At 64.8% G+C, this 16843-nt stretch carries 21 protein-coding genes; 12 read left to right on the forward strand and 9 right to left on the reverse strand.

All coding sequences use genetic code 11. From position 1 onward, the window contains the following. Positions 1-74: 74 nt before the first annotated feature. Positions 75-557 carry a hypothetical protein gene (locus ACM0PK_RS06280; protein WP_061480247.1) on the forward strand — a complete coding sequence of 161 codons (483 nt, stop codon included), beginning with the start codon at positions 75-77 and terminating at the stop codon, positions 555-557. Between the two features lie 83 nt (positions 558-640). On the opposite strand, the gene ACM0PK_RS06285 is transcribed toward ACM0PK_RS06280, so the two are convergent. Next, positions 641-1075: a PepSY domain-containing protein gene (locus ACM0PK_RS06285; protein WP_111201367.1), complete on the reverse strand. Its 435-nt coding sequence runs from the start codon at positions 1073-1075 to the stop codon at positions 641-643. Positions 1076-1230: 155 nt separating this feature from the next. Here ACM0PK_RS06285 and ACM0PK_RS06290 point away from each other — a divergent pair, with 155 nt between their 5' ends. Genes ACM0PK_RS06290 through ACM0PK_RS06300 form a run of 3 tightly spaced genes read left to right on the forward strand, consistent with a single transcriptional unit; the run spans position 1231 to position 3496 of the window. Then, on the forward strand, positions 1231-1521 hold the full coding sequence (locus tag ACM0PK_RS06290; RefSeq protein ID WP_072167931.1) for a PepSY domain-containing protein: 291 nt from the start codon (positions 1231-1233) through the stop codon (positions 1519-1521). Further along, positions 1521-2180, forward strand: coding sequence for a response regulator transcription factor (locus ACM0PK_RS06295; protein WP_072167932.1), 660 nt, complete (start codon positions 1521-1523; stop codon positions 2178-2180). The genes ACM0PK_RS06290 and ACM0PK_RS06295 overlap by 1 nt, the downstream gene beginning before the upstream one ends. After that, a complete protein-coding gene (locus ACM0PK_RS06300) occupies positions 2177-3496 on the forward strand; it encodes a sensor histidine kinase (RefSeq protein ID WP_111201368.1) in 1320 nt (439 codons plus the stop codon). Before ACM0PK_RS06295 ends, ACM0PK_RS06300 begins: the two co-directional genes overlap by 4 nt. Before the next feature lie 132 nt (positions 3497-3628). On the opposite strand, the gene ACM0PK_RS06305 is transcribed toward ACM0PK_RS06300, so the two are convergent. Beyond that, a complete protein-coding gene (locus ACM0PK_RS06305; RefSeq protein WP_061480251.1) occupies positions 3629-3949 on the reverse strand; it encodes a DUF6122 family protein in 321 nt (106 codons plus the stop codon). Positions 3950-3985: 36 nt separating this feature from the next. Further along, positions 3986-5875 (reverse strand): arginine decarboxylase, encoded by a 1890-nt coding sequence (speA, locus tag ACM0PK_RS06310; protein ID WP_049417051.1) that lies wholly within the window; start codon positions 5873-5875, stop codon positions 3986-3988. 191 nt (positions 5876-6066) lie between these two features. Between speA and speE the strand changes: the two genes are divergently transcribed. Then, entirely contained in the window at positions 6067-6921 is an 855-nt protein-coding gene (gene speE / locus ACM0PK_RS06315) for a polyamine aminopropyltransferase (RefSeq protein ID WP_414606954.1), read from the forward strand. Between the two features lie 124 nt (positions 6922-7045). On the opposite strand, the gene ACM0PK_RS06320 is transcribed toward speE, so the two are convergent. Further along, positions 7046-7951 carry an aspartyl/asparaginyl beta-hydroxylase domain-containing protein gene (locus ACM0PK_RS06320; RefSeq protein ID WP_032954620.1) on the reverse strand — a complete coding sequence of 302 codons (906 nt, stop codon included), beginning with the start codon at positions 7949-7951 and terminating at the stop codon, positions 7046-7048. A gap of 436 nt (positions 7952-8387) precedes the next feature. Here ACM0PK_RS06320 and ACM0PK_RS06325 point away from each other — a divergent pair, with 436 nt between their 5' ends. Next, the gene (locus ACM0PK_RS06325; protein ID WP_414606953.1) at positions 8388-9047 is read left to right on the forward strand and encodes a protein kinase family protein; all 660 of its coding nucleotides are present in this window, start codon (positions 8388-8390) and stop codon (positions 9045-9047) included. Positions 9048-9163: 116 nt separating this feature from the next. Continuing rightward, a complete protein-coding gene (locus ACM0PK_RS06330) occupies positions 9164-9811 on the forward strand; it encodes a hypothetical protein (RefSeq protein WP_258392232.1) in 648 nt (215 codons plus the stop codon). A 164-nt stretch (positions 9812-9975) separates the two neighbouring features. Here ACM0PK_RS06330 and ACM0PK_RS06335 read toward each other — a convergent pair whose 3' ends face one another. Further along, complete coding sequence (locus ACM0PK_RS06335; protein WP_005411374.1) at positions 9976-10314, reverse strand: P-II family nitrogen regulator; 339 nt, start codon at positions 10312-10314, stop codon at positions 9976-9978. Positions 10315-10469: 155 nt separating this feature from the next. On the opposite strand from ACM0PK_RS06335, the gene ubiK reads away from it, so the two are divergent. Beyond that, positions 10470-10721 (forward strand): ubiquinone biosynthesis accessory factor UbiK, encoded by a 252-nt coding sequence (gene ubiK / locus ACM0PK_RS06340; RefSeq protein WP_005419983.1) that lies wholly within the window; start codon positions 10470-10472, stop codon positions 10719-10721. Between the two features lie 126 nt (positions 10722-10847). Then, complete coding sequence (gene arr / locus ACM0PK_RS06345; RefSeq protein ID WP_111201371.1) at positions 10848-11282, forward strand: NAD(+)--rifampin ADP-ribosyltransferase; 435 nt, start codon at positions 10848-10850, stop codon at positions 11280-11282. A gap of 4 nt (positions 11283-11286) precedes the next feature. On the opposite strand, the gene ACM0PK_RS06350 is transcribed toward arr, so the two are convergent. From ACM0PK_RS06350 to ACM0PK_RS06360, 3 genes are all read right to left on the reverse strand, one after another. Beyond that, complete coding sequence (locus tag ACM0PK_RS06350) at positions 11287-11721, reverse strand: DUF4279 domain-containing protein (protein ID WP_111201372.1); 435 nt, start codon at positions 11719-11721, stop codon at positions 11287-11289. Between the two features lie 143 nt (positions 11722-11864). Then, positions 11865-12449: a hypothetical protein gene (locus ACM0PK_RS06355; protein WP_111201373.1), complete on the reverse strand. Its 585-nt coding sequence runs from the start codon at positions 12447-12449 to the stop codon at positions 11865-11867. 107 nt (positions 12450-12556) lie between these two features. Then, positions 12557-12751, reverse strand: coding sequence for a hypothetical protein (locus tag ACM0PK_RS06360; protein WP_423170726.1), 195 nt, complete (start codon positions 12749-12751; stop codon positions 12557-12559). 232 nt (positions 12752-12983) lie between these two features. On the opposite strand from ACM0PK_RS06360, the gene ACM0PK_RS06365 reads away from it, so the two are divergent. Continuing rightward, positions 12984-14138, forward strand: coding sequence for a hypothetical protein (locus ACM0PK_RS06365; RefSeq protein ID WP_414606952.1), 1155 nt, complete (start codon positions 12984-12986; stop codon positions 14136-14138). Between the two features lie 96 nt (positions 14139-14234). Here ACM0PK_RS06365 and ACM0PK_RS06370 read toward each other — a convergent pair whose 3' ends face one another. Next, a complete protein-coding gene (locus ACM0PK_RS06370) occupies positions 14235-14837 on the reverse strand; it encodes a DUF998 domain-containing protein (protein WP_111201375.1) in 603 nt (200 codons plus the stop codon). Between the two features lie 648 nt (positions 14838-15485). Between ACM0PK_RS06370 and ACM0PK_RS06375 the strand changes: the two genes are divergently transcribed. Further along, complete coding sequence (locus ACM0PK_RS06375; RefSeq protein WP_111201385.1) at positions 15486-15842, forward strand: hypothetical protein; 357 nt, start codon at positions 15486-15488, stop codon at positions 15840-15842. Positions 15843-15887: 45 nt separating this feature from the next. Then, positions 15888-16418 carry a cold-shock protein gene (locus tag ACM0PK_RS06380; RefSeq protein ID WP_111201386.1) on the forward strand — a complete coding sequence of 177 codons (531 nt, stop codon included), beginning with the start codon at positions 15888-15890 and terminating at the stop codon, positions 16416-16418. The last annotated feature ends 425 nt before the right edge of the window (positions 16419-16843 follow it).

Here is a 16843-nt window from a genome sequence, read left to right on the forward strand (position 1 = left end):
ATTCAAGCAACCCCTGCTAGCGTCGGCCTGTACCGCCGCGTGTTGCGCGGCCACCTGTCCGCTGGAGCGCCGTCATGATCCGCCCCCTGACCCTGCTGCTGTGCCTGGCCCTGCCGGGAACCGTGCTGGCCCAGTCCGCCGCTGGCGCTACCGCGCCGCAGGCTGCCGGCCTGGACCTGACGCTGCCGCAGGCGCCGCTGCGCTACCTCAACGACCCGGCCCTGCAGCAGGACCCGCCCGGCACCTATTACGGCGACAAGAGCGGCCCGCGCGTGCACGACGACGCGAAGATCGCCGACGTCACCGACGACAAGGTCAAGGTGTCGGGCAGCTTCACCACCGGCATCGGCTATTCGAAGAACGGCGGCAACAGCCACTACAACGCGGCCACGCTGAACCTGAGCAAGAACTACACCACCGATGAGGGCAAGACCCACGGGGTCAACCTCAACATCCATGTGAGCGAGGGCAAGGGCCCGGGCTTCTTCGGCCCGTACGGCGGCTACTACGGCCGTGGCCCGGGCTATTGGGACTACCCGCCGCCGTACGGCTGGTAGGCCAGCCCCTGTAGAGCCGAGCCCATGCTCGGCTACGGTTGGCCGCAAAGCCGAGCATGGGCTCGGCTCTACAGAGGCCAACGTCAATCCAGCCAGCCATCGCGCTCGCTGTGCAGGATGCGGCCGTCGTAACCGCTCAGGCGCACCTCCACCTTCTGGTTGCGGGCATTGCGGGCTTCCAGCGACCAGGTCGCACCATCGCGTTGCAGCGAGTGGATCTCGCGCAGGCCATGCGACTGCGCCCGTGCCAGCACCTGCTCGGTGGTCAGCAGCGCGCGGCCGCTGTGCTCATCGAAGATCTCGCCGGTCTTCGGGTCCACGTAGACTTCGCTGAAGCGGCCATCGGCGCGGCTCACGTCGGCTTCCCACAGGCCGTCATCGCGTTCGATCTCGTGGATCTGGGTGTAGCCGGCCTTGCGCAGGGTCTGTTCGACCTGGGCCATGCCCAGCGGCGCGGCCTGTGCGGCCGGTGCAATGGCCAGCAGGGCAACGGTGGCGAGGGTGAGCGACTTCAACATGGGGGTTCTCCTGTTCGTGTTCGTGGCCGGACCATCCCGGCAACGCCACGATGCATGCCTCGGTTAACAGCGCCTTAGCCGTGGCTGTTAGCCGGCTGTTAGTCATCCCCGGCACACTCGCGCCTGAACCCCTCCTTCTTTCTTTCTGCACCCGCATGCTTCCCACCCTGCCCCTGCTGCTGGCCCTGGCCGGCTCCCCGATCGCCGCCGCGCCCGTACAGGACCCGGCGCAGCAGGTCGCGCGCCGTGCCGTGCAGCAGGGCCGCTACGTGCCGCTGGAAAGCGTGGTGCGCGATGCGCTCAAGCGCTACCCGGGCCAGCTCCTGGAAGTGGAGCTGGACGACGGCGTCTACGAAGTGGAGATCCTGCGCGGCGACGGCGTAGTAGTGGAGCTGGACTATGATGCGCGCAGCGGAAAGCTGCTGAAGACGGAGCTCGACGACTGATGCGCATCCTGTTGGCCGAAGACGATGCCGCACTGGCACAGCGCCTGGTGCCCCTGCTGGAACAGGCCGGCTATGTGGTGGCGGTGGTCGCTGACGGCCGCGAGGCCGAGGAGATCGGCCAGGTCGAAGACCTGCAGGCCGCCATCGTCGACTTGGGCCTGCCCGGGCTGGACGGACTGAGCATGATCGAGCGCTGGCGCGGCAATGGCCGCAGCTTTCCGGTGCTGGTGCTGACCGCGCGGGCGCGCTGGCACGACAAGCTGGCTGGCTTCGATGCCGGCGCCGACGACTACCTGACCAAACCGTTCCAGGCCGACGAACTGGTGCTGCGGCTGCGCGCACTGATCCGTCGCAGCCATGGCCACGCCAGCCCGCGCCTGCACTGCGGCCCGCTGCAGCTGGACGTCAACGCCGGCCGCTTTGAGCTGGATGGGCAGGCGCTGCCGCTCAGTCCGCAGGAGTTCCGCCTGCTCAGCTACTTCATCCATCACAGCGGACAGGTGATCGGCCGCGACCGGCTGGGCGATCAGGTGTTCGACGGTGGCCACGACCCGGACTCCAATGCACTGGACGTGCTGCTCGGACGCGTGCGACGCAAGCTCGGCATCGACCTGATCCAGACCGTGCGCGGCCAGGGCTGGCGGCTGGCCGCGCCGTGAGCCGGCAACCATCGCTGCGACGGCGCCTGCTGCTGGCCGGCGGCGTCGGCCTGCTGCTGGTCTCGCTGCTGGCCAGCGCGTTGCTGGGCGAGCTGTTCAAGCGCAGCGCGCGCGACCGCCTCGACCACGAACTGCAGCAGGACATGCTGACCCTGCTGGCGCAGGCCGAAGTGGATGCGGACGGACAGCTGCGCCTGCGCCAGGAACCCAATGACGCACGCTTCCAGCGCGTGTTCTCCGGTGCCTACTGGCAGATCGCCGGTGCCGATGGCCGCGTGCTGCTGCAGTCACGCTCGCTGTGGGATGAAACCCTGCCGGCGCCGGTTGCCGGGCCGGCCACCCGCAACCTGCCCGGGCCGCTGCAGCAATCCCTGCGCGCACGCGTGCAGCAGGTGCGCCTGCCACGCGCCAGCGAACCGTTCGTGGCCGTGGTTGCCACTGATCGCAGTGCGTTGGATGCGGATGTCGCTGCATTCCGCAAGCGCACCGCCATCGCGCTGGGCGTGCTGGTCGCCGCCTGGCTGGCGGTGCTGGCCAGCCAGGTGCACTTCGGCCTGCGCCCACTGCATCGCCTCGGTGCGCAGCTGGAACAGGTACGCCGCGGTGATGTGCTGCGCATCGACACGCAGGAACTGGGCGCGGAGGTCGCACCGCTGGGGGAAGAACTCAATGCACTGCTGGACCACCAGCAACGCATGGTCGCGCGTGCGCGCACCAGTGCACAGGATCTGGCGCATGCGCTGAAAACCCCGCTGAGCGTGCTGGCCACCGAAGCTGACGGCGATGGCGCGGACTGGCGGGCCACCGTGCGCGAGCAGAGTGCGCGCATGCAGGCCAGCGTCGACCGTTACCTGGCTGCAGGACTGGCCGCCGACCATCGCCAGCGCACCGACGTGGCGGCCGTCGCACAGGCGATGTGCCGGCTGATGGCACGCGTGCATGGCGAACGTGGCATCGCGTTCACGGCGGCGGGCATCGATCCGACGCTGCAGTTCGCCGGTGCCAGTGCGGATCTGGAGGAGATGCTGGGCAACCTGCTGGACAATGCCGGGCGCTGGGCACAGCGGCAGGTCCAGGTCAGCGCGGAAACCGACGACGGCCAGTTGCGCATTGAGGTCCGCGACGACGGCCCCGGCCTGGCCGCAGACGCCCTGCAACGGGTCACCCAGCGTGGCGTGCGGCTGGATGAGCGCGTGGGCAGCAGTGGATTGGGGCTGGCGATCGTGGGAGATATCGCCGCCAGTTATGGAGGGCGCGTGGTGCTGGAGAATGTACAGCCGGGCCTGCGCGCGACGTTGTGGCTGCCGGTGGGGTGAAACGACCAACCTGACGGTGGGTAGCGCCGGCCGCTGGCCGGCAACCACGTGGTCACCAGGAACACCCTGCGGAAGCCGGCCAGCGGCCGGCTCTACCAAGCGCCAATCCGACCGGTCGCCGTGCATCAAGCATCAACGGTGATGCATCCACCAGCAATCAATTGCGTCCAGCGCGATGTGGATGATCAGACCAATGCCGAACAACCGCGTTTTCTTCGGAACGCACAGGCCTGCATACACGGCAATTGCCGGTGCGGTGTGCAGCGGGTGGAAACCGATGCTGCAGCGGTTCGGTGCGTAGATCGGATCGGCCAACAGGTGGTCCAGGTCGATGATCCAGCCCAGCAACAGCAGCAGCCACGCCGAGGCGAAGCGTTTGCGCCAGAACAGCCATGCCAGCAACGCTGGCACGGCGGCATGCAGGAACAGGTGGAAGATCGCGCGCGCGCTCATCGCAACGGTAGCGCCGGGCAAGCCCGGCGCTCTCCATCAGACCAGCGGTTCGTCAGACAGGTAGGTGTAACCGGTCAGGCCGGCTTCCAACGCTTCGGACAGTTCCTGCGCGCGTTCCGGCGACAGCTGCGCTGCAGCCACGCGCTGCGCATAGGTCGCCCGCAGTTCGTCCAGGCGGTAACCCACGTAGTCCAGCATCACGTCGGTGGTATCGCCACGGCGCTGCTGGGTAATGGCATAGCCATCGGCATCGGCCAGCACTTCCACCGCGTCGGTATCGCCGAACAGGTTATGGATGTCGCCCAGGATTTCCTGGTAGGCGCCGACCATGAAGAAGCCGATGCGGTAGCTCTCGCCCGGCTTCATCTTGTGCAGCGGCAGCGAGCTGTCCAGGCTCTCGTTCTCGACATAGGTTTCCACCATGCCGTCCGAGTCGCAGGTCATGTCAGCGATGATGCCGCGGCGGTCCGGGGTCTCGTCCAGGCGCTCGATCGGCACGATCGGGAACACCTGGTCGATCGCCCACACGTCCGGGATCGATTCGAACACGCTGAAGTTGACGAAGTACTTGTCGACCAGGCGCTCGTTCAGTTCGTCCAGCACCGGGCGATGGCTCTTCTCGTCATAGCTCAGGCGCGCACGCACGCCGTGGGCGATGGCATAGAACAGGTCGTCGATGCGCGCACGCTGCGGCAGGTCGATCTGGCCCAGCGCGTAACTGGCCAGGCCTTCGGCATGGAAATGCTGGGCTTCCTGGAACAGTTCCACCGCCGGGCGCACGTCCAGCTCGTCGTGGATCTCGCGCAGGTGGCGGATCGCCGCCGGCTCGTCGTCGTGCTGGTCCGGCACGCGGCCTTCCTGCGCTTCTTCCACTTCCGACACATTGGCGATCAGCACCGCGTGGTGCGCGGTCATCGCGCGGCCGCACTCGGTGACGATGCGCGGCGGGGTCAGGCCGAACTCTTCGCAGGCATTGGCCAACGGCTGCACGATGTTGCTGGCGTAGGAATGCAGGCCGTAGTTGATCGAGCAGAAGCTGCGCGAACGGGTGCCTTCATAGTCCACGCCCAGGCCACCGCCCACATCGACGTGGGTGATCTTCGCGCCCAGGCGCGACAGCTCCACGAAGTAGCGGGTGGCTTCGCGCATGCCGTTGGCGATGTCGCGCACGTTGGAGATCTGCGAGCCCATGTGGAAGTGCAGCAGGTTCAGGCAGTCGGCGTACTCGGTGTCACGCAGCGACTTCCACAGGTCCAGCAGCTGGCGCGGCGACAGGCCGAACTTGGCCTTGTCGCCACCGCTGTTCTGCCACTTGCCGGCGCCCAGCGAGGCCAGGCGCATGCGCACGCCCAGGCCCGGCTTCACGTCCAGCGCCTTGGACTCTTCCAGCACCAGCTTCAGCTCGGACGGCTTCTCGATGACGATGAAGGTCTGCAGGCCCAGCTTGCGGCCGATCAGGGCCAGGCGGATGTACTCGCGGTCCTTGTAGCCGTTGCAGACGATCAGCCCGCCCGGGCGCGACAGCGCCAGCACGGCCATCAGCTCGGGCTTGCTGCCCGCTTCCAGGCCGAAGCCCTCGCCGTGGTGGCTGGCCAGGGTGCCGGCCACGCCGCGGGTCTGGTTGACCTTGATCGGGTACACGGCGGTGTAGCCGCCGCTGTACTCCCAGTCCTGCTGGGCCTGGGCGAAGGCCGCCTGCAGCTTGCCCAGGCGCTGGCCGAGGATGTCCGGGAAGCGCACCAGCAGCGGCAGCTTGGCGCCCGCCGCGCGCGCCGCATCGACCACCTTGGGCAGCGACACCACCGGGCCGTCCGCCCCGGTCGGTCTCACCACCATGTGCCCGGCCTGATCCACGTCGAAGTAACCGTCCGCCCAATGCGGGATCGAGTAGGTCTTGCGGGCTTGGTCGAGGGACCAATCGGTCATTTCAGTCGGCCTTGTTGGCAATAAAAGGGGGGGCATGATAACGCCTATGTGCCCACAGGTTCGTTATCATGCGCGCCCGCGCCCGTGACAGGTTCCAACCTGAACGGGCCGATCCGTCCGGATGTGGCATCTGTGCCACGCGGCCCCGCCCGCCAGCCCGGCTCCACCCCTCCGAACAGGACTGTTTTCCCATGACTGTCAGCAACAACTGGTACATCGAACACTTCGAGCGCACCGGCTCGGCCATCGGCTACCGCATCACCGGCAAGCTGGACGAGGTGCAGTCGCCGTTCCAGAAGATCGAGATCTTCCAGACCACCGACTGGGGCAACCTGATGACCATCGACGGGGCCATCATGCTGACCAGCAAGGACAACTTCTTCTACCACGAGATGATCAGCCACCCGGTGCTGTTCACCCACGCCGCGCCCAAGCGCGTGGTGATCATCGGTGGCGGCGACTGCGGCACCCTGCGCGAAGTGCTCAAGCACAAGGGCGTGGAGAGCGTGACCCAGTGCGATATCGACGAGCAGGTCACCGTGATGGCGCGCAAGCACTTCCCGGAACTGTGCGACTCCAACGACGACGCCCGCGCCGAGCTGCTGTTCGACGACGGCGTGGCCTACATGGCCAACTGCCCGGCCGGCAGCGTGGACGTGGTGATCGTCGATTCGACCGACCCGGTCGGCCCGGGTGAGGGCCTGTTCAACAAGGCCTTCTACGAGAGCTGCTTCAAGGCCCTGAAGGACGACGGCATCCTGGTGCAGCAGTCCGAGTCGCCGCTGATGCAGCTGGCGCTGATCAACGAAATGCGCACCGAGATGGGCAAGGCCGGCTTCGGTTCGTTCAAGACCCTGCCGTTCCCGCAGCCGTGCTACCCCACCGGCTGGTGGAGCGTGACCATGGCGCGCAAGGGCGACAGCAGCTTCGACTTCCGCCAGGCCGACTCGGCCGCCAAGACCTTCAACACCCTGTACTACACCGCCGCGCTGCATACCGGCGTGCTGGTGACCCCGCCGTTCGTGCAGGCGGCGTTGAAGGGTTGATCCAAACAAAAACCCGCGCTGGCGACAGCGCGGGTTTTCTGCTTTCTGTAGAGCCGAGCCCACGCTCGGCTGCTCTTCGGACAGGTTGCGGTAAACCAAGCCGAGCATGGGCTCGGCTCTACAGTTACAGCGCCCAGATACCCGCGATCACCGCCACCACCAGGCCCCACTTGATCAGCTGGTAGGCCACCACGCTGCGCTCGCGCAGTGCCTTGGCCTTCAGGCGCACCTTGTAGACGCTGCCGAATGCCTTGTTGACGCCACCGGTCGGGTCGCCCGGCAGGTTCGGCGAGGCGCCGCCGGCCAGCAGCGTGGCCGCCACCGCGCGGTTGAACAGCCCCGGCAAGCCGAAGCGCAGCGGGCGGGCGATGTCGCAGAACAGGATCACGCGGTCCTGCTGCGTCTCGTTGTGTGCATGGTGGATGTAGGTCTCGTCGAACATCATCCACTCGCCGTCGCGCCAGCTCTTCTTGATGCCGTCCACTTCGATGTAGCAGGCATCGTCGTTGGGCGTGCTCAGGCCCAGGTGCAGGCGCAGCGAGCCGGCGAACGGGTCGCGGTGCGGGCGCAGCTCACTGCCCGGCGGCAGCTGCGCGAACATCGCCGCACGCACATCCGGGATCGACTCGATCAGCGCCGTGGTCTTCGGGCACAGCGTCTTCGCCGACGGGTGCGACGGGCCGTACCACTTCAGGTAGAAGCGCTTCCAGCCACGACGGAAGAACGAATTGAAGCCGGCATCGTTGAACGTGCTGGAGGCGGCGATCTTCTGCGCGTCGCGCAGCGCCAGCGCCTCGTCGCGGATCATCTGCCAGTTCTGGCGCAGCGGCTCCAGCTGCGGGAACTCCTTGCCCGGGTCCAGGAACGGCGTGGTCGGCACCTTCGAGAACATGTACATGACCACGTTGATCGGGGCCATGAAACTGGAGTGGTCCAGCAGCTGGCGCGACCAGCGCGCGCGGACCTTGCCACGGAAGTGGATGTACAGCACGCAGGCCACGAACAGCGCTGCAATGACGATTTTGATGATCAAAGCACTTTCCTCCAGCCGCGGCCGGAACGGGAAACGGGGCGATGCACGGCCAGGCGGCCAGCACCGGTGGGGAACGCGGCAGGGGACGGGGACGTGCCGGAGGGGGGCGGCCGCCGATGTCGCGGGCTAACAGCTTATGGTCGGCAGGCCGTGCGCCGGGGTCAAGTTGCCCGTGCGCCGCGTTCAGCCGGTTGTGGACGAGGCGCAGGGCTGAGCGCGCAAGCGGTTGATACTAAAGGCCAACTGGAATAAGTGAGACAGAATTGTCCGATTCTGCGCGACGAACTGTTCCAGCCACGGCCCCGACATTTCTCCGACAAATCGTGGAATAGCGAACTGGCGAGTACTAAAATTAACGAAAACTTAGTAACTCCCTGTAACACCGGTTCGCTTGACGCTTTGCGCCACCCACCGGGTCGTCCGAGACCCCGACATGCACCTTCCTGCCCTGCCATCCTCTTCCTGCGGCGATGACGCCGCCTCCCCGCTGCTGCTCAAGCGCGGCGAGCGTTTCCTGGCCCCGGATGTCTACCGCACCTGCCTGGACGGGCGCGAGGCGGTCATCAAGGACTACTCCCGCTACCGAGGCACCCCCGTTTCGCTGATCGCGCGGCTGATGGTGCGCCGTGAAGCACGCATGCTGCAGCGCCTCGGCGGCTGGAAGCATGCCCCCGCACTGCTCGGCACCCTGGGCGGCCTGGCGCTGGGCATGGAGTTCATCCCCGGCCAGACGCTCAGCACCGCGCAGGCCGTCGGCAATGAAGTGTTCGAGCAGCTGCAGCACGCGCTCAGCCGCCTGCACGCCGCCGGCATCACCCACAACCACCTGCATGGCACCAACGTGGTGGTGAGCGGAGGCGTGCCGGTGCTGCTGGACTTCACCTCGGCCTGGCGCGTACCGCGCTGGCTGCGCCGCAACCCACTCAGCCGCCAGCTCAGCCGCAGCGACATGAAGAACCTGCTGAAGATGCGCCAGCGCCTGACCGGCCAGGCCCCGAGTGCCGCGCAGGCCGCACTGGTGGCCGATCCGGGCTGGGTGGCCGCGGTGCGGCAGGGCTGGAAGCGGTTCTACAAGTGGGCGAAGCGGCGGTAAGCGCTGCTCGCCCTGCATTGCTTGCGCGACTGCTGTTTGCCCTGCATTTGCCCCGGGCCACACGCCCGATGTGCTCTGCGATACTCGTCGGCACGCCACTCGCAAGGACGCTGGGCATGCCGACACCTGAACACACCCGCCTGCTGACTGCAGCCGCAAGATCCATACTGCGCCCCTTGGGCTGCGTGCAGAAAGGCCGTTCGCGCACTTGGCTTGACGACCAGGGCTGGTGGGTCGGCGTGGTCGAATTCCAGCCTTCAGCATGGGACAGAGGCAGCTATCTCAATGTCGGCGCATGCTGGCTCTGGGAAGAAAAGGACTACCTGTCCTTCGACGTGGGCGGCCGTGTTGCCGGATTCCAACGCTTCACCGAAACCGCCGAGTTTGCCTCGGCCGCACAGACACTGGCCGAGCAGGCCGCAGCCGAGGTACTGGCGCTGCGTGACCGCTTTCCCACCCCGGGGCACGTGCGTACATTGATGAGTCATCACCCCCAACCAGGCATCCGCGAACACATCCATGCCGGCATCACCGCCGGGCTGGCGGGCGCTTACGACGAGGGTCGCAGGCACTTCGCACTGGCCGCTACGGAGACCCACCCAGCGCCATGGGTCGATGTGCTGAAGCAACGCTGTGCCGAACTCACGCCACTCCTGCAACCTGATGGCGGCTTCGAGGCAGAGATCGGCGCCATCGTGACGCGCACCCGCCGCGCGCTCGGTCTGCCGGAGTGGCGGTCGTCCCCCCTCATTCCGCCCGGTTGATCTCACCGGGACGGCACTTCATTGCACACGGGTGTTCGCACCACCCGATCCCGGCTGTAGAGTCGAGCTTGCTCGACTCTACGACAGAGGGGTCAAGCATCCCGTCGCCCAGACAGCGCAGCGGTCCAGCATCCCGCGCCGCAGACGGCCGTCCACACCTCCACTTACAACGCGTCCGCGTCCAACTCGCCAGTACGAATACGCACCACGCTGCCCAGGTCGTACACGAACACCTTGCCGTCACCAATCTTGCCGGTACCAGCGGCCTTCACGATCGCCTCAACCACCGCCTCCACCTGGTCATCGGTTACCGCCACTTCCAGCTTCACCTTCGGCAGGAAATCGACCACATACTCCGCGCCACGGTACAGCTCGGTGTGGCCCTTCTGGCGACCAAAGCCCTTCACTTCCGTCACCGTGATGCCGGTAACCCCACGCTCGGCCAGCGCTTCGCGCACGTCGTCGAGCTTGAACGGCTTGATCACCGCCATGACCATCTTCATCGTCTATCTCCTGTCTTCCGGCGTGGAGGATAGCGCCTGAACGCGGCCCGTGCGAAGCCGCTGCCGCCTGTCCGGGCAGTGGGTGCCAGCAGTATCCTTGTGCCCGAATGGCCTGCCCGCGCCGGATGCACGGGCCCACCCCCACGGAGCACCCCATGATCGACCTGAACCAAATCGATGACCTCGCCCGTCGCCTCAGCGACCTGGTGCCGCCGGGCCTGCGCGAATCGCGCGAGGAACTGCAGGCCACCTTCAAGAGCGCACTGCAGGCCGGCCTGGCCAAGCTCGACCTGGTCACCCGCGAGGAGTTCGAAGTGCAGCGCGCCGTGCTGCTGAAGACCCGCCAGAAGCTGGACGCACTGGAAACCGCCGTGCGCGAGCTGGAAGGGCGCGGCGCCGCAGAATGAAAAAAGGAGGCGCACTGCGCCTCCCGTTTACAGATTATTTCCCGGATGGGGCCTTGCAGCAAGGCCCACCGGGCGCCCTAGACTCGCCGGCCTGTCGATCCGGCAGGACACGCAGGGGCAGTGCCGATGGCGCAGGACACCGAATGGACACCCGTTTCGCATGACACCTGCGACCAGATCGCCGGGCCGTTCTATCACGGCACCCGCGCTGATCTGGCGGTGGGCGAGCTGCTGAGCGCGGGCTTCCGCTCCAACTATCGCGACAGTGTGGTGATGAACCACATCTACTTCACCACGATTGCCAAGGGCGCCCGGTTGGCTGCGGAGATGGCTCGCGGTGAGGGGCGGCCGCGCGTGTATGTGGTGGAGCCGACCGGGCCGTTTGAGGACGATCCGAATGTGACCAACAAGAAGTTTCCCGGGAACCCGACGCGGTCGTATCGGAGTGCGCAGCCGTTGCGGGTGGTGGGGGAGATTGTGGAGTGGGAGCTGTATGACTCGGAGTTCGTTCGGCAGTTGAAGGCGTTTGTTGCTTCGGGCAGTGGGGAGATCATCAATTGATGACCTACTGGCGTTGGGCGTTGCACACCTCTTCATCGGCTTCATAGATGTCCAGCCCGAGCTCAATGCCGCGCTCACCCAAGGCGAGCAGCGCGCGAGGCGAAAGCGAGACACCACCGTTGCTGCTGCCCATGAAAAGACCGCAGAACAGATCAGGTCGGAAGCGTGCCAGAGACTGCCATACGGCGAGAACGCCGGTGAGCTGATCGAGGATTTCGAAGATCTGAGCGTCCAGATCTTCAGGCTCACGACGCTCCGCATCAAGTTGCCAGCTGCCAGTCCTGGCGATGCGCACGGTACCTGATTGGTTGCCTCTGAGTTCCTGGCCCTTGTGATGCGAAGCGGTCGGGGTCGCCCCGAGCAAGGCACTGACTTCTTCGGGCAGGAGGTCGTCTCCGAAGAATCGGAGGGTTACCAGGGAATGATCGAATGCGGCCATTGGAATCCAATTGTCCTTTCGGAATCTCTTCCAATCCACACGCCTCATCGACGCAAGGTCAGCTATCAACCGGAAGCGATCGTTAATAGCAGAGCTCAGGCCCAGCTGCGAAGCGGCTTCGGCAGTAATGAGCTCTTTAGCCGCTAAGTCACGTTGTAACGGAAGCTATGCCCGTAGCGGCCCATGCTTGTCCCACCGAAATGCGCATCATCCACGTTAAGAATGCGAGGAAGTGATAGCAATCCTCCTTGCGCGGCCTCAGTAGAATATAGGTGGATAACGCTGACAAAGAGTGCTGCGACGGAGTTTAGGCAGTTCTTCAACGTGGCCTTGTCGAAGTGGTTGTGTCGGTGATGCTTTACCTTATTGTGATCCTGCCACCAGAACGGCGGTGTATTGGCCGTCCAGCTTGTCCATGGGTTGAGCGTAAGACCATACCGAGGAACAAGGACGCTAAAGCCAATAAAATTTGGACAATGCGGCACGATATCCGGGTAGTAAGCGTTGATGCTCGAAGCCTTTGAGGTTGGATTGTGCTTTAAGGCTATCTGCTTGAGGACGACGTCGACCTCGGCACTAGCGCTCAGAAACAGACGAGCTATCTCAATGGAAAAGGTGCCGTCGTTCTGGCCCGATAGATCAACGTACCGGGCGAGCCGATCCAAGTCTTCCTCCAACGCGAGGAAGTAGTTCCAGTGAATTAGTGTGCTTGTTCTGTTGATCGCCACGCCTCCTCCTTGGCGGTGAACTACCCAATAGAAGGACCCTGGGTCCGGTTGTGCTACTTACCCACAAGGCAGCGTATGGGGACTTTCCACCCTTATACACCACGATCTTAGGCCGGCTTCCGCCCGGCTAACAAGCCAGCACAGATGCGGACATCGACCAATCCCTTCCCCATTACCTGCACACGGACGATGATCGGCTCGATCAGTGCCTCATACTTGAGGGGCTGCTTCTTCACGTACGCGTCAAAGCCGAGTAGATAGTCGCGATAGGCCCCAGAGGCCAGTAGGTCCACTGGAGTCATGGGCGCAGTCCCAGCTTGGGAATCCCAGAATTTCGCTCAAGGGACCTACGAAGAAGTTCTAGCGAGCCCTTGTAATTCCTGTAGCAAAGGGCATACGCTGACTGCGGCGCCCGCCTTGCTTGCACACGAGCAAAAACAGGCCGTACCCATGATCGACTCTACTTCTGGCCAGCTGCCGGGGACTTAAACGTGTGCGCCAGCCCCGGATCGGCTTGGCCGTCGAGGATGAGTCATGACCATCAAGCAATATGCGTTTCTTGTCCATGCGCACCTTCGGGCGCAGGGCTGTACGTCGCTTACCCGTAGCCAAGTCCACGAACTGCTGGCGGCCGCCGCTGGCTTCTCTACCCATGCAGCCTTCCATCACCAGGCCGCATGGTGCGACGTCGCTTGGCGCGACACCGGGCTCGTGGCGGATGAAGGCAGGATCATCCAGCGATGTCTGCAGTTTGGGATCTCACCCGAGGAGGCAAAGCGCGTGGCCCCGTGCTTAGCCAACTTCCTCGAAGCATCCGGCTACGCACCGGTCCGTTTTGACGAGATCATTGCAGCGCTGGCAAGCGATGAAGAGGAGTGGATGGAGATCGACGAGCGGGAGTCGCCTGTCGTCGACACTTGGATCTCGACCATCCTGAGCAGCCGCATCCTGCAAGACTTTGATGCGCTGCGCGGCGAGCTCCCTCTGCTGCTCGAGGGATTGGAGGCAGCCGCGGCGCGGGGCGTTCCCGCAGCGCACTTGGCAACTGCGTACGTACTCGATGCGTATGGCGATCTGTCAGAAGAAGACGGCGACCGTTTCGGTCGGGAGCTGCGCCGACGTGGCCAGTGGTCGACCGAGCCCGTGAGTTTCGCAGAGATCGCCGACGGCGTAGACAGCTTCATTCAGGTCGTGGCCAAGCATCGGTACCACCTCCTTGAGGCGGCACGGGGCAAGGACTGGCGTGCGCTGTTGCTCACAGCGGAGCGCTACGGAGATCCCGGTGTGCTCGAGCTTGAGCCGTCGGATGATATGGATGCATATGAAATGGCTGACTTGGCCGATGCGAATGGTCGACCCGAGCTGGCCCATCAATGGCTGGCCGTACGCGCGCGCTCGGGAGACCTATCTGCCATGCGTACACTTATTGAAAACCACAACGAGACGCCGTTCCGCGCTTGGGTCTGGATACATCTCTCGCGTATGCTGGGTCGAGACCTGAGCCAGGATCGATTTGAAGCGATCGACGAATACGGTGGGCCGTACGACGACGATGTGGGCGGGCCAGCGTATGTTGGGGGAGAGGATGGAATCGAATTGGTGCCCCTTGCAGCCGATGAGAACAGGCGCGCCGAAGAAGAGGCTGCCCAGCTGTTCGCCGTAATCGAAGAGCGCTATGAACTGAATTGATCAATTTTGGTACTGGGTGGGTTCCAGCTAAGGGGCCCGCCCAGGAACTCGCGGGGAGTGCGCTGCACGCCGTCCGTACACCAGAATGCCTTTCCATCAAAGCGCCGGCTGCGCCTTCAGCGCGCTTGAATCCCTTCGCAGTAGGTACAGCGCAACCAGGAACGGCCACAGCGAGTTGATCGACGAAAACACGCGCTGGGTCAATCCCCTGAACCCCTCCGGGTCCGCTCCCACCACGTTCAACCAGAGATAGACGATGCCCCCGATGCTCACCACAGCGGTCACGGCGTACGCCCTTCGGTTGGCAGACCATGCACTCAACTCGATGTGTGACATCGCCGGTGCAATGATGTTGGCGATACCGATGGTGTAAAAGCCGTGCATCGGATGGCCCATGGGCCAGAGCCCGTTGGTCAGCATGGAGATGCCAAAGATCATCCAGCAGATCGCGCCTACGGCAATCCGGCGGCCGGACTCCCGCCATACCCCGATGGAGAACGCCACGAAGCCCAGGCCGGAGCCGATGGCGGCGATCCTGCCGCAGATGCTTGCAAGCGTTGGCGCCTGCAGCAGCTCGCTGGCGTGCTGTGCAAGCGGGTTGTAGCCCGGCGCGAACACGGCGGCAACGCTGGTCAAGAACAGGAACCACGGAAGCGGGACCAGACCCGCGCAGAGAAGCAGTGGGCTGCGGCGTGACACGTGCAGTGGTCCTTGTTTGGCCCGCGCCAGTGGGTGGAATCCAATCGAACGCTGCAAAACCTTCCTGCTGCGGGCAGGACGGCCCTCAGTGACTACAGCAGTAGTCAGATTGCGCGCGGCACTCGATGGGTTCAATAGGCAAGAAGTCATTTAAACCATCCAGCGGGTGTCGCAGCGGTTCGGTTGCATGAGCTATCACACGTGCCCGATGGGCGAGTGCTGTCGCATTTGCCGCGCCTTACACCTCTGACGAAAGGTTCTGACGACTCCGTTACAGAAGTGCCGTTCCGCCTAGCACGCCAAGGCTCTCGCCTCTTCCGGCGCTATGCGACAATGCCAAAAGCGTCTCGGGTTTTGGCGGCATTGACCCCAACCCCTTGGCATTCCCAACTACGTCAGGCAACTCTGGTATCGCCACCGAAATCGGGTGGCCGGGCCTCGAAAACCCGAGCTATTAGGATGTTGTTTGCACTTGCCAGCCGGCATCGCCTTGCGTGGTGTCGGCTGGCATTCCGTCTGCCGGCTATGGCGGGCGGGGCGTGGGGGCCTTGTGCCCGCCGGTTTCTTCCTAATAGCCCGGTTTTCGAGCCACGCTCTGCCCGCCACCTTTATCGGTGGCGGCTTCCGCCTGCATGCACGGAGCCCGCCATGACCACACCGCACTCCCCGCCCCCGCGCCCGATCCAGGAAGCGCCGTCACCCGCGCCCGCGCTGGACCCCAACAGCCTCATCGCCATCCTGCACGCCATCGGTGCGGGCGCTGCGGCCGACGGCCAGCCCTGGCCCGAGCGGCACCATCTACGCAGCCGGCAGATGGCGTTGTCCGACGCCGACTGCGCACTCACCGGCCAGCGCATCGTGCAGGAGATCCTGCTGGCGGCCGAGCGCACGCGCCAGAACGGTGCGCCCGAACAGTACGTCGGCGACCGGGTGATGGAGGGGCTGGTGATGGCCGACCTGGCGTTGACCGCCTTCATCCACGAGCGGATGCGCCCCAAGGACTGAGCGCGCCTATGGCGCTGACCTTTCTGCCTGTGTGCGGGGTGACGAATGAAGAAGCACGGCCTTGCCGCTGCAGCGGCGTGCATCGCGGTGATCGGCGCGATGTGGGTGGAGTGGCCCGAGCCCGCGGGCGATCAGGTGTGGGCCTACCAGAAGCTGCAGCCGGCCGATTACCGCCTGCTGCACAGTGATGCGCGCGGCTTCGTGAGCGCGAAAGCCCACGAGGGATTTGAACTGCACGCGCGCCATGCCAGCGCAACATCCTTCGAGATCCGATGCAAGGGCGTGCTGGTGATGGAGGTGGAGAACGCGCCCTCGCGCGTGCTGATCCGCATGCCCGCCGATGCACGCTGGCGGGCGCCGGACATCGAACGTCTGCGCATCAGCTTCGAGCGGTGGCTGGATCTGCACCAGAGCCGGGGAAGGTTGTTGGTGGAAAGTGCGGGGCCTTCGTGGGTTGAGGCGCGGTTTGGGCCCTTCAATGGGCTGGTGCTGGATGAGCAACGGTGTCTGCTTGGGGCGCCCGGCATCCGCCAGCCCGATCCCACCAACGACTTCAGCGCTGAAGTGCCTTCGTAGGCTGACGCTCACAGATGCGCTGCGCCTGCACCGCAAGGGGCCGCCCGATGCTCGATCATCAAGGACGGCGCCAACGTCAGGGGCGGTCTGTACTGATGGACACCGAGCCGTCATCCAGCAGGTGGACGTTTACATATGCGTCTGGCGGAGGTATCCGATCGATCGACGCCCCTGCGGGGAGAATGTCCCAACTGGTGATCGAGCCGCAGACTGTCCTGTGCACCAATCGGCGACTATCCAACCCTCGCTTGGCAAGCTCGGCCATAACTACTTCTGGAGGGTGGCGGTCAAAGCCCTTGTAGGCGGTGCACGTCTCTCCCGTCTGACCAATGGGATACGTTGAACTCTCCACCTCATCCCGGCACCCCGGCAGGCCCATGGCGAGCGAGAGGGCCATCAGTACTCGAATGCACTGCATTTCAGCT

Origin of the sequence: Stenotrophomonas sp. FR010, assembly GCF_047520755.2 — a bacterium.
In the GTDB taxonomy this organism is placed as follows: Bacteria; Pseudomonadota; Gammaproteobacteria; order Xanthomonadales; family Xanthomonadaceae; genus Stenotrophomonas; species Stenotrophomonas sepilia.

What these genes read in the sequence shown, in the direction of transcription:
- ACM0PK_RS06285 (WP_111201367.1), bottom strand. Translation starts at nt 1,075, where the DNA reads ATGTTGAAGTCGCTCACCCTCGCCACCGTTGCCCTGCTGGCCATTGCA.
- ACM0PK_RS06375 (WP_111201385.1), top strand. Translation starts at nt 15,486, where the DNA reads ATGACCACACCGCACTCCCCGCCCCCGCGCCCGATCCAGGAAGCGCCG.
- ACM0PK_RS06360 (WP_423170726.1), bottom strand. Translation starts at nt 12,751, where the DNA reads ATGACTCCAGTGGACCTACTGGCCTCTGGGGCCTATCGCGACTATCTA.
- ACM0PK_RS06305 (WP_061480251.1), bottom strand. Translation starts at nt 3,949, where the DNA reads ATGAGCGCGCGCGCGATCTTCCACCTGTTCCTGCATGCCGCCGTGCCA.
- ACM0PK_RS06330 (WP_258392232.1), top strand. Translation starts at nt 9,164, where the DNA reads ATGCCGACACCTGAACACACCCGCCTGCTGACTGCAGCCGCAAGATCC.
- speE (WP_414606954.1), top strand. Translation starts at nt 6,067, where the DNA reads ATGACTGTCAGCAACAACTGGTACATCGAACACTTCGAGCGCACCGGC.
- ACM0PK_RS06325 (WP_414606953.1), top strand. Translation starts at nt 8,388, where the DNA reads ATGCACCTTCCTGCCCTGCCATCCTCTTCCTGCGGCGATGACGCCGCC.
- ACM0PK_RS06295 (WP_072167932.1), top strand. Translation starts at nt 1,521, where the DNA reads ATGCGCATCCTGTTGGCCGAAGACGATGCCGCACTGGCACAGCGCCTG.
- ACM0PK_RS06290 (WP_072167931.1), top strand. Translation starts at nt 1,231, where the DNA reads ATGCTTCCCACCCTGCCCCTGCTGCTGGCCCTGGCCGGCTCCCCGATC.
- ubiK (WP_005419983.1), top strand. Translation starts at nt 10,470, where the DNA reads ATGATCGACCTGAACCAAATCGATGACCTCGCCCGTCGCCTCAGCGAC.
- ACM0PK_RS06350 (WP_111201372.1), bottom strand. Translation starts at nt 11,721, where the DNA reads ATGGCCGCATTCGATCATTCCCTGGTAACCCTCCGATTCTTCGGAGAC.
- speA (WP_049417051.1), bottom strand. Translation starts at nt 5,875, where the DNA reads ATGACCGATTGGTCCCTCGACCAAGCCCGCAAGACCTACTCGATCCCG.
- arr (WP_111201371.1), top strand. Translation starts at nt 10,848, where the DNA reads ATGGCGCAGGACACCGAATGGACACCCGTTTCGCATGACACCTGCGAC.
- ACM0PK_RS06380 (WP_111201386.1), top strand. Translation starts at nt 15,888, where the DNA reads ATGAAGAAGCACGGCCTTGCCGCTGCAGCGGCGTGCATCGCGGTGATC.
- ACM0PK_RS06280 (WP_061480247.1), top strand. Translation starts at nt 75, where the DNA reads ATGATCCGCCCCCTGACCCTGCTGCTGTGCCTGGCCCTGCCGGGAACC.
- ACM0PK_RS06335 (WP_005411374.1), bottom strand. Translation starts at nt 10,314, where the DNA reads ATGAAGATGGTCATGGCGGTGATCAAGCCGTTCAAGCTCGACGACGTG.
- ACM0PK_RS06365 (WP_414606952.1), top strand. Translation starts at nt 12,984, where the DNA reads ATGACCATCAAGCAATATGCGTTTCTTGTCCATGCGCACCTTCGGGCG.